Here is a 12907-nt window from a genome sequence, read left to right as displayed (position 1 = left end):
CCCATCACTTGTGGATCAGCGTGCCGGTGCCCTGATTGGTGAACAATTCGAGCAGGACGGCGTGCTGCGTCTTGCCGTCGATGATGACGACGCCCTCGACGCCCTGTTCAAGCGCGTAGATGCAGGTCTCGACCTTCGGGATCATGCCGCCGGAAATGGTGCCGTCGGCGATCAGCTTGCGGGCTTCCTTCACCGAGAGTTCCGGAATCAATTTCTTCGACTTGTCGAGCACGCCGGGCACGTCGGTGAGCAGCAAGAGCCGCTTGGCCTTGAGCGCGCCGGCGACGGCGCCCGCAAAAGTGTCGGCATTGACGTTGAAAGTCTGTCCGGTCTTCGAGGTCGCTAGCGGCGCCAGCACGGGGATCAGCTCATAGCCGATGAGCTGGTTGAGCAGGGTCAGGTCGACCTTTTCCGGTTCGCCGACAAAGCCGAGATCGACCACCCTCTCGATATGCGAGCCCGGATCGATCATGGTGCGGCTCGCCTTCACCGCGCTGACCATGTTGCCGTCCTTGCCGCAGAGGCCGACCGCCTTGCCGCCGGCCTCGTTGATGTAGCCGACGAGCTGCTTGTTGATCGATCCGGCCAGCACCATTTCGACGATCTCGATGGTGGCGGCATCGGTGATGCGCAGGCCTGCCGCGAATTCGGACTGAATGCCAAGGCGCTTCAGCATGGTCGCGATCTGCGGCCCGCCGCCATGGACCACCACCGGGTTGATCGCGGTCTGCTCCAGAAGCACGATGTCGCGCGCGAAGGCGCGTGCGGTGTCCTCGGCGCCCATGGCGTGGCCGCCATATTTGATGACGATCGTCTCGTCGTCATATTGCTGCATATGCGGCAGCGCCTCGGACAGGATTCGGGCCTGATCGAGCGGGCTGATGTCGGGCACGTCGGTCATCAATGGATCTCGCGGGCGGGAGGCGGAAACTCGGGCCGGTTTCTATCCGATTGGCGCGCTATGCGCAAAGTGTCAGGCGCGGCGCGGCCACGCGGCCGCCACCGCGAGCAGGAGCCAGCTCAGGATCAGGAGCGTGCCGCCGGTCGGCGCTGCATAGGGAAACAGGTTGTGCCCGGCAAATTGCCGGATCGTCAGATCGCCGGCGAACAGGAAAGCTGCCACGACAAAGCCGAGCGCGGCAACGAGGCCAGGCTTGGGATCGACGAGGCCGCGCTCGGCAAGCGCCACCGTTCCCAAGACGGCGCTGGCATGAAACAGCAGCATGGAGCAGGCGGGCGTAAGTAGGGCGGCATTGCCGCCATGCGCCGACAGGGCGGCGAGAATCACGCCATCGGCGCCCATGACGCCGGCCAGGATGACGAGAATGCGACGGGCGCTGCTCACGACCCGCGTTCCTGCAGCAGGCGGGCCATCGCCGCGCGCAGTTCGGCCATCCCGGTACCTGAGCGTGAAGACGTCGCCAGCACTTCAGGAAAGGCGGCGGGATGTTTGGCCAGGGCCGCTTCCGTCTCGTTGATGCGCACCTGCAGTTCGGTGGCCTTGACCTGGTCCGCCTTGGTAAGGACGAGCTGATAGCTCACGGCCGCCTTGTCCAGCGTCTTCAGCACGTCCTGATCGACGTCCTTCAAGCCGTGTCGCGCATCGATCAGCACATAGACCCGTGCGAGCGAGGCGCGGCCCTGCAGGAATTTGTGGATCAACGCGGTCCAGGCCGCGACCTTGGTCTTCGGCGCCTGCGCATAGCCGTAGCCGGGCATGTCGACCAGGCGCAGGCCGGCTTTTTGCGGTCCCTCGAAGAAGATCAATTCCTGGGTGCGGCCGGGCGTGTGGGAGGTGCGCGCCAGGTTGTTGCGGCCGGTCAGGGAGTTGATGAGCGAGGATTTTCCGACATTGGAGCGCCCGGCAAAGGCGACCTCGGTGGGCCCCATCGGCGGCAACACCGCGATCGAGGGCGCGGCGTAAACGAAGCGCCACTCGCCGGCGAACAGCGTCCGCCCCGCTTCGATCAGCTCCGCATCGATATCGGCCATCATGCCAACTGCTTGCCGTTTGCGTCATGGCCGGGCTTGTCCCGGCCATCCACGTCTAGGTTCTCTCTACACTCTAAGACAAGACGTGGATGCCCGGCACAAGGCAGCACAAGGCCGGGCATGACGAAATAGAGACTGTTCTAGGCGGCGGCACGCAAGGCTATGTCGCCTTCTTCGGCGCGAACGTGGCCTTGAGATTGTCGAACAGTTCGACCTTCACGCCGTTACGGCGCATGATGAAGCTCTGCTGGATGACCGAGAGCGTGTTGTTCCAGGCCCAGTAGATCACGAGGCCCGCCGGGAAGCCGGCCAGCATGAAGGTGAAGATCAGCGGCATCCAGTCGAAGATCATCTTCTGGGTCGGGTCCGGCGGCGCCGGGTTGAGCTTCATCTGGAACCACATCGTGATGCCCATGATGATCGGCCAGATGCCGAGCGCGAGATAGTGCCCGAACACGGGGATCTGCGTCGGATCAAACGGAATGAGCCCGAACAGCGTGAACAGGTTGGTTGGATCGGGCGCGGAGAGATCCTTGATCCAGCCGTAGAACGGCGCATGCCGCATCTCGATGGTGACGAACAGCACCTTGTACAGGGAGAAGAACACGGGGATCTGGATCACGACGGGAAGACAGCCCGCGACCGGGTTGATCTTCTCCTTCTTGTAGATCTCCATCATCTCCTGCTGCTGCTTCACACGGTCGTCGGGATAGCGCTCCTTGAGCGCCTGGAGCTGCGGCTGCACCGACTTCATCTTCGCCATCGAGGCGTAGGACTTGTTGGCGAGCGGGAAGAACAGCAGCTTGACGATCACCGTCACCAGGAGGATCGAGATGCCGAAATTGCCGAACAGGCGGTAGAAGAAGTCCAGCGCCAGGAACATCGGCTTGGTGATGAAATAGAACCAGCCCCAGTCGATCAAGAGATCGAAATGGTTGAGCGAGAGCTCGCGGTTGTAGCCGCCAAAGCCCCAGACCGGGAAATTGAGGCCGACGACACTGGCCTCCTTGGCGCCGGCAAACAGCCGGGTGAAGGCACTGGCACTGCCGCCGGCCGCGATTGTCTGCGCGTCCTCCAGATAGTCCGTCTGGTAGGTCCTGACATTGTTGATGAGGTTCGACGAGAATCGCGCCTGCAACTGCGCATGGATGTCGGGCAGCAGCGCGGAGGCCCAGTATTTGTCGGTGATGCCGAGCCAGCCATTGGTGACCTTCCAGCCCACCGACTTGGCCTCGTCGATCTTCTTGTAGGTGAATTGCTGCAGGCCCTCGTCGCCGAGATAGCCGATCAGGCCTTCGTGCAGGATGTAATAGCCCGACACCTGCGGCGTGCCGTGGCGCGAGATCAGTGCGTAAGGATAGAGCGTGACCGGCGCATTGCCGCTATTGCTGACCTCGTCCTTGACCGTGAAGAGATAGCGGTCGTCGATCGAAATCGTGCGATGGAAGCTGAGGCCCTCGCCATTATCCCATTTCAGCACCAAGGGATTGGTTGGGGTGAGGTCGCCCTTGCTCTCCTGCTGCCACACCGTGTTCTGGTCGGGCAGCTTCGCGGACGAGCCCGCCGCGGGCACCCAGCCGAACTCCGCATAATAGGGCTCTGCGGTCCCCGAGGGCGAATACAGCACGATCGGTGGCGAGTGGGGATCGACCGTCTCGCGGAACTTCACCAGCGACAGGTCGTCGATCCGTGCGCCCTTCAGCGAAATGCTCCCTTCCAGGCTGGGCGTTTCGATCTTGACGCGCGGTGTGGCCGCAAGCGCGGCCTCGCGGCTCACGGCAGGCGCGTTTGCATTGCTGGCAGCAGGTGCTGCGGAAGGCGCGTGACCGGCCTGTGGCGAGGTTGAAGACGTAGCCGGCGAGGCGGTCGGGCTCGGCTGCGCCGGTTTCACAAGCTCGGCCTGCTTTTGGCTCTCGGCGCGCTGCCGCTCCATCTGCGGGATGTTGTAGAAATATTGCCAGGCGATCAGCACCAGGCCGGACAGGACGATGGCGATGATGGTGTTGCGATTATCGGTCATCAGTCAAAAATCTCATCCAATCCGGTTCTTAAGGACGGGCTTTGGCGGTTTGCCGGTCGAGACGATCCAGCGAGGTGCGGAGATCGTCGAGCATGGTCTTGAAATCGCGCGAGAGCGCAGGCCGTCGGCCGATGAGCACATAATCATTGTGCGGCCGCAGCGCCATCTTATTCGGCGCAATGTCGTCGCACGCTACGTCATCGATCCGCCGGACCAGTTCGCGGAGCCGGCGTCGGATACGGTTGCGTTCGGTGGCGGTGCCGTTCTTCTTGCTGACGGTGAAGCCGATCCGGGGCGGGCCCTGATCGTCGCGGCGCCTGGACTGCAGGGTGAACGCGGCTGTGTTGACCCGTGCGCCATCATTGGCAACGGCGAGGAAGTCCGCCCGCTGCCTCAGCCGCTCCATGGATGGATCTCCGGCAGGAATGCCCTGAAGCTGACGCCCTAAAAGCTCAGGCGCTCAGGCGCTTGCGGCCGCGGGCGCGGCGCGCGGCCAAGACCTTCTTGCCGCCGGTGGTGGCCTGGCGGGCGCGGAAGCCGTGACGGCGCTTGCGCACCAGTTTGCTGGGTTGGTAAGTCCGCTTCACGGGTCGTTCTCCGCTGACCGGGCAATTTGCCAGTTGTAAGAGTTGAGAGATGAAGTCCGGTAATGCTTAAGGGCCCAAAACGGGCCGCTTCCGGCCCGGAGGGGCCGGCCCCGGTATATCCAAGGGCATCGCGGACGATTGGCGCGGCTTATACGGGAGCGACCCACATTCGTCAATCGCGCCGGATGCCACAGGCAGGCTGGGCGCGACCGGCTGGAACCTTGTCATTAAACTCGAATATAATGGATTTTGCGGTGTTTTCGGGTTGAGCTGGCAGAGAGCCGGCTCAGGACATACATCACGGAACCCATCGGGCACCATCAGCAAAGGCGGGAACCGGTCTCCCCGAAGAGATCGTGCTCGCGCAAAAGATTTCGAACAAAATGATAGAGCGCGACGACAATTCGAGGCAATGTCGTGGCGCTCGGGCACATGAGCGATCCGTAATTTGACCGATCTTGGGGCGGGTCGCATTGTTGTGCAGGGCAGCAGAGGCGAATATAGCGTGTCAGCGACCGCCGACCAGCCGACCACGAAAGTGCCCCGGCCAAGACCGCCACGCCGGCTCGGCCTTTCGGGCAAGCTGCTGTTGTTGACCATTCCGCTGGTGATGATCGCGGAAGTGCTGATCTATGTGCCCGCGATCGCCAACTTCTGGATGAATCGGCTGAACGACCGCCTGGCCGCCGCCAACACCGCGGCGCTGGTGCTGGATGCGGCGCCCTTGGGCATGGTCCCGGATTCGCTCGCCCGGCAGATTCTCAAGAGCATCCAGGCCCGCGCGGTTGCGATCAAGATGGGCCAGCAGCGGCGCTTGCTCGCCAGCGCCGACCTTCCGGCCGCGATCGACCACGACATCGACATGCGGGAGATGACGGTGTGGTCGGCGATCACCGGCTCCTTCGAGATGATGCTGGAAAGCGGCCATGAGGTGATCCGCGTCATCGGCCCGGCGTCGGGAGATGCGCAATTCATCGAGGTGGTGACCGACGAGCGACCGCTGCGGCAGGCGATGTTTCGCTTCTCGCGCAATCTCGTCGTGGTGTCGCTGATCATCGCGGTGCTGACTGCGGCGCTGGTCTATCTCGCCCTGCATTTCCTGTTCGTGCGGCCGATGCGGCGATTGACCGCAAGCCTGGTCGGCTTCCACGAAGACCCCGAAAGCTCGGCGCGCATCATCGTCCCGAGCCAGCGCGGCGACGAGATCGGGGTGGCGGAGCGCGAGCTGTCCGACATGCAGCGCGACCTTGTCTCGATGCTGCATCAGAAGAGCCGGCTCGCCGCGCTCGGGCTGGCGGTCTCCAAGATCAACCATGACCTGCGCAACCTGCTCGCCTCTGCCCAGCTCATCTCCGACCAGATGGCCAGCGTGCCGGATCCGCGGGTGCAGCGCTTTGCGCCGAAACTGATGCGCTCGCTGGAGCGGGCGATCGCGTTCTGCCAGTCGACGCTGTCCTACGGCCGGGCACAGGAGGCCGCGCCCGATCGCCGCATGATGCCGGTCGAGGCGATCGTGGCCGAGGTGCGCGAGACCGCGGGGCTCGCCAGCGACGCCTCGATCACCTGGATCACGGCGATCGAGCGCGGGCTCGCGGTCGATGCCGATCCCGACCAGCTCTTTCGCGTGCTGCTCAACCTCGTGCGCAACGCGGCGCAGGCGCTGGAGAGCAACCCGAACAGCGATCGCCCCATGCAGATCCGCGTCAGCGGCCGGCGCGAGGGCGCCGTCGCCATCCTGGAAGTGTCCGACACCGGCCCCGGCGTGCCGCAAAAGGCGCGCGACCATCTGTTCGAGGCCTTCCAGACCTCGGGCCGGCCCGGCGGCAGCGGCCTGGGGCTGGCAATCGCCGCCGAACTCGTCCGTGCCCATGGCGGCAACATCCAGCTCGTCGAGGGCACCATCGGCGCCACCTTCCGGATCGTCATCCCCGACCGTCCGGTGGAACTCCTGTCCATCCGCAACGAGCGGGCGAGGGCCTAGGCTCTTTCACCCTCATCCCCTCATTCGAGGGCGATGCATCAGCATCGAACCCGGAATCTCGAGCTTTTGGGTTTGTCCGCTGGCGCGAGCCCCCGGAACGACAGCCCAAAATGGCTCGCAAAAGCCCCTCACGGACCTTGCCAATTGGGACCGAAGCCGCTAGCTAGAGGACCGCTTTCGCGGCCTTCCGACCTGATCTCGGATTGCAAGCGGGCCTTCACCGCCCGCCACCAGATGCGAAAAACGCGCCCGTAGCTCAGCTGGATAGAGCATCAGACTACGAATCTGAGGGTCGGACGTTCGAATCGTTCCGGGCGCGCCAAGTCTTCCATGAGTGTCTAGATCAGCGATGCGAGGGGGATGTGCGACCGTAGCGAGGCCGGCACTCCCCATTGACGGTCGATCATCGGCGTTGAACGCCGTCGCCGCGTTATCTGCTCGCCCACATTATTCGGCAGACGCCTTGGCTGGCGAGGCGAACGCCGCGAGCCTGCCTTGCTGACGCAAATAGATGATTTGGGCTGTCAAGCCGACGATGAGGATGGCGAGAAGACTGGCCTGTGACCCCAGGAGAAGTGGCGAGTTCAGATCGGTGACAAAGGGGTGGCCGTCTGGAACACGGCGCAGCGTTTCGGTAACGGTCGGCACCATCAGCAGAAATGTCGTCAGGCTGAGGAAGGTTGTTTCGAGGTACTTGCCCGCACGCCCAAAGCTCGAAATGCGATCGATGCCGTATCCGGCGAGCAGCAGCAGGATCGTTACCGCGCCAATACCGTAGCTCACCGGCTGATGCGCGACGAAGAACGCCGTTGCCGCGCCGATCAGCATCGAGACGAAGTAAACGGCGCCGGGCCTTGACCGAGGCACGATCCGCCCGTGACGGGCAAACATATATACAGCTAGCGGAATGGCAGGCAGGCTGCCGAGCGTATGGACCCAGCCCAGTGGTGAAATTCCAAACATATCGGTCTTGTCCTTTCGACTAGTAGGTAGGGGTTCTCGACGAGCGTCGTGGAGCGATCATGGCCATGGTTGTTTGAAATCTAGAACCTACCTGGGGCGAATCGCTGCAAGAGCGGGCCTGTCACGACACCGAATATCTTCGGATCGCCATAGGCTCGCGCCGAAAGCATCGCGCCGTGAACGGTCGCCATGAACGCTTCGGCCTCGGCACGAGGGGTATTCGTCAGTTGAAGTTGGCCGCGCCGCGCGCCGCGCTCCAACACGGATGTCAGCCACTCCGACAGGGAGCGGAAATGCCTGCGGACCTCCAAGCCAACTTCCTCGGGCAGGACGGGGAGCTGGCTTGCCAACAGTGCGCAGACACAAAACGGAGCGCTGGCATCCGCGATGCAGGCTTCCCAATACCCAACGTAGAACCGAAGCTGTTCGAGCGGATTGGACGCCTGAAGTTCGAGATTCGCTATCCCAGCCTCAGCTTCTTCCCGATACCGCGCTACTAGCGTTCGGACCAGATCGACCTTGCTTGGGAAATGGTGATGGATGCTCGCCTTACGAATCCCGACCACATCCGCGATGTCGGCATAACTGAAACCGTTGTAGCCGCCGGCAACGATCAGAGAACGTGCACAAGCCAGAATATCGTCGGAGGTCGTAGACAAGTTGCTCATACCTTTGGCTACCTTCTAGTAGGAAGGCCGTCAAGGCCTTGCAGGGCGAGCAACAAACAGGAATAGGGGTAGTGTAGAATTAGGTAACTATGGCGTAGACGTGGTTCCCATCTTCATTGTCCTTAGCCCGCCCCCAACCATCGGCAAGGCAGTGATCGCAAAACACCGCTACTGTCTCGCCATGGGCGCGTGCGCGGCCAGACCTGCATCGCGACTCTTGCGACGGTCTCTCGCACGAGATCTGAGCCAACAGATCGGAAACTCGCCGTAATCTCAGCGAAATTGCGCTGTGCTTCCGAGTGTGATTTTAGAGGGCTATAGCGTAGAGGTAGTTGTCATCTTCGCCCGGTGCGGCGCGCCATTCTTCGATGCCGGTCAACAGCGCAGCATCTGGTTGCCGGTCGCAGGCCACGGATCGGGCGCGCCGTGTCAGGAACCAGATGAAGATATCGCAGGCATTCAGATTCGAAGCTGCACACCGGCTGCCAAACGTGCCCGAGACGCACCGCTGCAGCCGGCTGCACGGTCATTCCTACCGGGTCGAGGTTCAGTTGAGCGGACCGGTGGATCCGCGCACCGGTTTCGTCGTGGACTTCTTCGACGTCGAACGATGCTTCGCCGATATCGTGGGCGCGTTGGACCACAGATGCCTGAATGACGTCGGGGGACTTGAGAATCCGACCGCCGAGAACATCGCGATCTGGATATGGGACCGCTTGAAGCCGAGTCTTCGACAGCTCTCCGCTGTTCGGGTCTATGAGACGGCGGATTGCTGGGCCGAATATGAGGGGCGGTAACGACCACGCGCCGCGACCGGTTGCGGTCCTTTGTACCAGATCTTCTCCTTCCGATTTAACCAGTCTTTGCGGGGGCGCCCGCTCCATAGCGCAGGCCATCGACGCTCGCGTCGGATCGCATCAGGCGTAGCCAACCCAGCCGCGGAAGGTGAAGCCGGCATAGAACAGGCTGACGTTCGAAAAGCCCGCTTCACGCAGCATTGCTTCGTCCTGCTCTGGCGTGAGGATGGTTAGCTGCGTCTCGATCGCCGCGCGGGCGTTCGCCGCCTTGTCGGGATCGACGCCGGAGGCGACCACGAATGCCGTGTATCGCGACAGCCAAAGCGCGCGCTCTTCACCTTGGGGAATGCTGAGGTGTGCGACCACGAACGGCGCGCCAGGCTTCAGACGGCGGTAAACTTCGGCCACCGTACGTCGTCGTTGCTCGAGAGTCAGGAAGTGCAACGTCAGAAGACAGGTCGCCGCATGGAACGGACCGATCGGCGCATCGTCGATGTAGCCCTGATGGAGGGTCGCGCGCGAGGCGAGCGGTCCCAGGGTCCGTTGGGCCAGCTTCAGCATCTCGGCACTCGGATCAACGCCGTCGAACCTCCAACGCGGATGAGCCTCGGCAAACGCCTTCAACTCCAGCCCGCCACCGGCGCCGACGACCAGGACTCGGGCATCTTCCGAAACACGCTCTGCAAGCAGAAGCGTGGTCATGCGTTGCATGGCGTCGTAGCCGGGCACGTTTCGTGGCGGCCCTTCGGCGTACCGGGCCACGGCCTCAGGATTCGAGAAGGGGTCTATCCGCTCGTCCACCACGCCAACTCCGGGGATTGCAGGTCAGGAGAAGCTCAGTAGGGGTTCTGGCATGCACAAGACCGGGCTTACGCGGCCGTCGTATCGATCGCGCGGCGAATGACCCGCTGAACTTCCTCATTCGACAGAAACAGATCGTGGTTGATGATGCCCCAGCCGGCATCGGATGCATCGATCACGCGCACGCCGAGCCGCTCGATGGCGGCTTTCTCGGCGGCGCCAACGCGGGTCATTCCACCCGCGATTCGCCCCGACAGCGCGAGCGCGCGATCGTTCGTTGCGCTGATGACGGTGATCTTGCCGGCGAGCGGACCGATGCTGCTCACTGCCGACGAGAACACGTCCATGTCGATATCGGGCGCGGCGAAAACCACGGCGCCGATCCTGCCGGTCACAGTGTCGCCATAGCGCGCGTAGAGCTGACGCAGACTTTCGAGCGCCAGCATGGTTCCCATGCTGTGCGCGACGACGTGGAGGCGGCCGGTGCCGGCGGTCGACACGATCGAAGAGAGCACGCGTTCAAAGGCGTCGCGGGACCACATCGCGCTGTCGCGGTCGTAGCCGTAATCGAACAACCCCGCCTTGGATGGCCAGGAGAAGACCATCGTCCGGCCGCGGAACTTGATTCCGTCGGAAAGGCGTGCGGCATCGAGCGCGGCTGTCTCGAAGGTTTGTTTGAAGCCGTGCACGTAAATCAGGACGTCTCCTCCGCCGCCGGCTTGCGCAAGAAGATCGCTGACCTCTCCCGGCTCTGGTTCGACGTCGTCAATACGCCAATCCGCAAGTCCGACCGCGGCGAGCGAGAGACGGCCGCCGTCCGGCGGCACCAGCTTCGCTCGCGCGATCGTCATGGTCGACGCGCGCTCCGGACCGAACCAGGGCTTCGCACGGCCGCCGTTCACCCGATTGCGCGTGGTTGCGACCAGCAATGTGGGCTGGACTGAGAGCGATGAAGCATCGAATTGCGCACCCGTCGCGCTCAAGCCCGCGCATCCGCCGAGCGCGAGCATGCTGGCGAGCGACGAAAGCCCGCCCAGAAACCTGCGGCGGGACACAACGATTTCATCTTGCAGCAAATGTGGGACGATCACACAGAGAACCCCAAGGGAACACCGCCTGCCATAGGACCAGCCCCTCGCCAGTTCCGTGAATGATAATGGCGGCGAGAAATGGGCGGGCGGCGGTACGTATCGGTGGCGGCGTTCCACTTGTGGAGAGATTGGAGCAGGAACCGATGCCAAGACGATTGGTTTGGGTCGCGACCGTCGTTCGCTTGTCGTCGCAATCATTGTGCGGGCGATGGCAAGTCGTCCACCCTGCGCAGGACAGCAACCATCATGCGTGTGGCTTTGATAACAGGCGCGGGCAGAGGTCTTGGCCGGGTGATGACCTTGCCCCTGCTCGAGGCCGGCCACAGCGTATTTCTGACGTCAACGGACGCCGCTTCACTTGAGGAAACGCGAAGGGAGAGTGGGGCGAGCGATCGTCCGGCGCTCGCAACCGCTGATCTCGCAGATGAACGACAGCTCTCCGTGCTCTTCAATGCGGCCGTCGCGACATTCGGGCGGGTTGACATCCTGATCAACAACGCGGGCATTCCCAACCCGCCGGCGGGGCGCCCGCTCGACGTCACGTCGGTTCAGATGCGCCGGCTGTTCGAGATCAACACTTTCGCCCCCGATCAATCTGACGCGCCTGGTCATGCCCGGGATGATTGAGCGCGGATGGGGAAGAATCGTCTTCATCAGCACCAGTCTCGATACGATGCTGCGGCCCAGCCACGTCATGTACGGAATGACCAAAGCATCGGGTGAGGCCTTCGTTGCAGCGCTCGCGACCTCGTTGAGCTCTGCGGGTGTGACAGCAAATGTGTTGCTGCCGGGCGGTGCGACAGCAACCCGCATGGCGGCGGATGTCGGAGATCCCAAAGCGCTCCTACCTCCCGAAATCATGGCGGCGCCCGTTGTCTGGTTGGCATCGAATGCGTCGAACAACGTCTCAGGCCGCCGCATCATCGCATCGAGATGGAATACGAGCCTGGCGGCCGATCATGCGGCCCAAGCGGCAAGTTCGCCGGCCGCGTGGGCTGGCGCTGCAGACACCAGCATCAGGCCGACGAGTGAATGGCCTGATCGAGGCTAGCGCATCCGAGGGATCAACTTGCAGGGGCGGCCGGTCGCGCTATCGGTTCAGCGCGGTCTGCCGCCCGGTGCCTTGCTGAGCTCGCTCCTTATCCCGTGGCCCCTGCGCCACGTCCACACCATCGTGCCCTGGCAGGATCGGCTCGATGATATTGAACAGTACGAAGTTCTCCATGCGGCCCAGTTTCGTCCGCGGCAGGATACGTTGGAAGCGGCCGTCGGGCGGCGCCAGGCAGATCGGGTTCATCGAGACACCGTATTCCAATGCGGCGCCAGCAAGCAGTCGACCTTCCTTGTCGACGACACTCTGGTCGCTCTGCGATTCCACCGCGAGCTTGACGATGTCCTTGACCTTCTCGGCCTTGGCAGTCGCGCTCGTCTCAAGCCTGCTCTGAGCGTCGCGGTCCAATTTGAACTCGGCCGTTGCCTTGAGGATCTTCTGCCCCTGGCAGACATAGCCGCCGGCGTGGATATATTGCATCGCGACCTGGCTGCATTGCGGCTTCTCCATCATCTTTGCGAAGATGGACCAGTTCGGGCCGAGCGGGATCTCCTCAAGGACGACGTCCGTCAGCGACGAGCGTACGTTCACGACATACTCTTTGTCGGCGCCGCCGTTCAGCAGCCAGCCGAGGTCGACCTTCACGCCGGTGGCGAAGCGCCCCCGTGTCTCCAGACTCTGCTGCATCTCCCAACTCCGCGATGAGACGACCTGCCCCTCCAGGTCGGCCGGATCGGCATCGCAGATCGCGTTGAAGTGCTTCACCTCGGGATCGACGTAGTACAGCGATCCAACATGCATCAGGTTGGACGGCGGACGGATCGGCACGAAGCCATAGTCGCGCAAGGTGTCGGCAAGCGGATCTTCGCTGGGCGCCGCCAGATAGTACGCGGCCGGCGCTGCTGCCGCCGTGGTCAACGTCGCAGCAAATGCGAGCACTGTGATGGTTTGCATGA

Annotated in this window: 15 protein-coding genes and 1 tRNA gene; 5 read left to right on the top strand and 11 right to left on the bottom strand. The window is 63.0% G+C overall.

Going from position 1 to position 12907, the window contains the following annotated elements:
* Nucleotides 1-4 precede the first annotated feature (4 nt).
* The 6 genes from argB to rpmH all read right to left on the bottom strand — a co-directional run bounded on the left by argB (nucleotide 5) and on the right by rpmH (nucleotide 4599).
* Nucleotides 5-901: an acetylglutamate kinase gene (gene argB / locus P6U23_RS37510; protein WP_407177306.1), complete on the bottom strand. Its 897-nt coding sequence runs from the start codon at nucleotides 899-901 to the stop codon at nucleotides 5-7.
* Nucleotides 902-973: 72 nt separating this feature from the next.
* The gene (locus P6U23_RS37505; protein ID WP_407177305.1) at nucleotides 974-1345 is read right to left on the bottom strand and encodes a DUF423 domain-containing protein; all 372 of its coding nucleotides are present in this window, start codon (nucleotides 1343-1345) and stop codon (nucleotides 974-976) included.
* Nucleotides 1342-1995 (bottom strand): ribosome biogenesis GTP-binding protein YihA/YsxC, encoded by a 654-nt coding sequence (gene yihA / locus P6U23_RS37500; protein ID WP_407177304.1) that lies wholly within the window; start codon nucleotides 1993-1995, stop codon nucleotides 1342-1344. Before yihA ends, P6U23_RS37505 begins: the two co-directional genes overlap by 4 nt.
* A 157-nt stretch (nucleotides 1996-2152) precedes the next feature.
* The gene (yidC, locus tag P6U23_RS37495) at nucleotides 2153-4012 is read right to left on the bottom strand and encodes a membrane protein insertase YidC (RefSeq protein WP_407177303.1); all 1860 of its coding nucleotides are present in this window, start codon (nucleotides 4010-4012) and stop codon (nucleotides 2153-2155) included.
* A gap of 28 nt (nucleotides 4013-4040) precedes the next feature.
* Nucleotides 4041-4418 (bottom strand): ribonuclease P protein component, encoded by a 378-nt coding sequence (gene rnpA / locus P6U23_RS37490; RefSeq protein WP_407177302.1) that lies wholly within the window; start codon nucleotides 4416-4418, stop codon nucleotides 4041-4043.
* A gap of 46 nt (nucleotides 4419-4464) precedes the next feature.
* Entirely contained in the window at nucleotides 4465-4599 is a 135-nt protein-coding gene (rpmH, locus tag P6U23_RS37485) for a 50S ribosomal protein L34 (RefSeq protein ID WP_407177301.1), read from the bottom strand.
* A 505-nt stretch (nucleotides 4600-5104) separates the two neighbouring features.
* Here rpmH and P6U23_RS37480 point away from each other — a divergent pair.
* Together P6U23_RS37480 and P6U23_RS37475 are read left to right on the top strand one after the other, a co-directional pair.
* Entirely contained in the window at nucleotides 5105-6580 is a 1476-nt protein-coding gene (locus P6U23_RS37480) for a sensor histidine kinase (RefSeq protein WP_407177300.1), read from the top strand.
* A gap of 245 nt (nucleotides 6581-6825) precedes the next feature.
* Nucleotides 6826-6902 (top strand) — tRNA-Arg (locus P6U23_RS37475).
* 125 nt (nucleotides 6903-7027) lie between these two features.
* Here the strand turns inward: P6U23_RS37475 and P6U23_RS37470 are convergent.
* Together P6U23_RS37470 and P6U23_RS37465 are read right to left on the bottom strand one after the other, a co-directional pair.
* Nucleotides 7028-7543, bottom strand: coding sequence for a hypothetical protein (locus P6U23_RS37470; RefSeq protein WP_407177299.1), 516 nt, complete (start codon nucleotides 7541-7543; stop codon nucleotides 7028-7030).
* Between the two features lie 80 nt (nucleotides 7544-7623).
* Complete coding sequence (locus tag P6U23_RS37465; protein ID WP_407177298.1) at nucleotides 7624-8211, bottom strand: TetR/AcrR family transcriptional regulator; 588 nt, start codon at nucleotides 8209-8211, stop codon at nucleotides 7624-7626.
* Between the two features lie 440 nt (nucleotides 8212-8651).
* On the opposite strand from P6U23_RS37465, the gene queD reads away from it, so the two are divergent.
* A complete protein-coding gene (gene queD / locus P6U23_RS37460) occupies nucleotides 8652-9008 on the top strand; it encodes a 6-carboxytetrahydropterin synthase QueD (RefSeq protein ID WP_407177297.1) in 357 nt (118 codons plus the stop codon).
* A gap of 120 nt (nucleotides 9009-9128) precedes the next feature.
* Here the strand turns inward: queD and P6U23_RS37455 are convergent, their stop codons facing one another.
* Entirely contained in the window at nucleotides 9129-9809 is a 681-nt protein-coding gene (locus tag P6U23_RS37455; protein ID WP_407177296.1) for a class I SAM-dependent methyltransferase, read from the bottom strand.
* Between the two features lie 68 nt (nucleotides 9810-9877).
* Entirely contained in the window at nucleotides 9878-10819 is a 942-nt protein-coding gene (locus P6U23_RS37450; RefSeq protein WP_407181714.1) for an alpha/beta hydrolase, read from the bottom strand.
* 159 nt (nucleotides 10820-10978) lie between these two features.
* Between P6U23_RS37450 and P6U23_RS37445 the strand changes: the two genes are divergently transcribed.
* Together P6U23_RS37445 and P6U23_RS37440 are read left to right on the top strand one after the other, a co-directional pair.
* Entirely contained in the window at nucleotides 10979-11527 is a 549-nt protein-coding gene (locus tag P6U23_RS37445; RefSeq protein ID WP_407177295.1) for an SDR family NAD(P)-dependent oxidoreductase, read from the top strand.
* Nucleotides 11511-11951, top strand: coding sequence for an SDR family oxidoreductase (locus tag P6U23_RS37440; RefSeq protein WP_407177294.1), 441 nt, complete (start codon nucleotides 11511-11513; stop codon nucleotides 11949-11951). The genes P6U23_RS37445 and P6U23_RS37440 overlap by 17 nt, the downstream gene beginning before the upstream one ends.
* Before the next feature lie 39 nt (nucleotides 11952-11990).
* Here the strand turns inward: P6U23_RS37440 and P6U23_RS37435 are convergent, their stop codons facing one another.
* Nucleotides 11991-12905, bottom strand: a complete 915-nt coding sequence (locus tag P6U23_RS37435) for a hypothetical protein (RefSeq protein WP_407177293.1) — start codon at nucleotides 12903-12905, stop codon at nucleotides 11991-11993.
* Between the last annotated feature and the right edge of the window lie 2 nt (nucleotides 12906-12907).

This window comes from Bradyrhizobium sp. STM 3562 (genome assembly GCF_045571435.1).
Lineage (GTDB): Bacteria > Pseudomonadota > Alphaproteobacteria > Rhizobiales > Xanthobacteraceae > Bradyrhizobium.
Note: the sequence above shows the minus strand (reverse complement) of the source record. Positions and strands in the feature narration are given on the sequence as shown.

Coding starts and splice junctions, on each gene's coding strand:
- argB (WP_407177306.1), bottom strand. CDS start 901: ATGACCGACGTGCCCGACATCAGCCCGCTCGATCAGGCCCGAATCCTG.
- yihA (WP_407177304.1), bottom strand. CDS start 1,995: ATGATGGCCGATATCGATGCGGAGCTGATCGAAGCGGGGCGGACGCTG.
- yidC (WP_407177303.1), bottom strand. CDS start 4,012: ATGACCGATAATCGCAACACCATCATCGCCATCGTCCTGTCCGGCCTG.
- rnpA (WP_407177302.1), bottom strand. CDS start 4,418: ATGGAGCGGCTGAGGCAGCGGGCGGACTTCCTCGCCGTTGCCAATGAT.
- P6U23_RS37470 (WP_407177299.1), bottom strand. CDS start 7,543: ATGTTTGGAATTTCACCACTGGGCTGGGTCCATACGCTCGGCAGCCTG.
- P6U23_RS37465 (WP_407177298.1), bottom strand. CDS start 8,211: ATGAGCAACTTGTCTACGACCTCCGACGATATTCTGGCTTGTGCACGT.
- queD (WP_407177297.1), top strand. CDS start 8,652: ATGAAGATATCGCAGGCATTCAGATTCGAAGCTGCACACCGGCTGCCA.
- P6U23_RS37450 (WP_407181714.1), bottom strand. CDS start 10,819: ATGCTCGCGCTCGGCGGATGCGCGGGCTTGAGCGCGACGGGTGCGCAA.
- P6U23_RS37445 (WP_407177295.1), top strand. CDS start 10,979: ATGGGCGGGCGGCGGTACGTATCGGTGGCGGCGTTCCACTTGTGGAGA.
- P6U23_RS37440 (WP_407177294.1), top strand. CDS start 11,511: ATGCCCGGGATGATTGAGCGCGGATGGGGAAGAATCGTCTTCATCAGC.
- P6U23_RS37435 (WP_407177293.1), bottom strand. CDS start 12,905: ATGCAAACCATCACAGTGCTCGCATTTGCTGCGACGTTGACCACGGCG.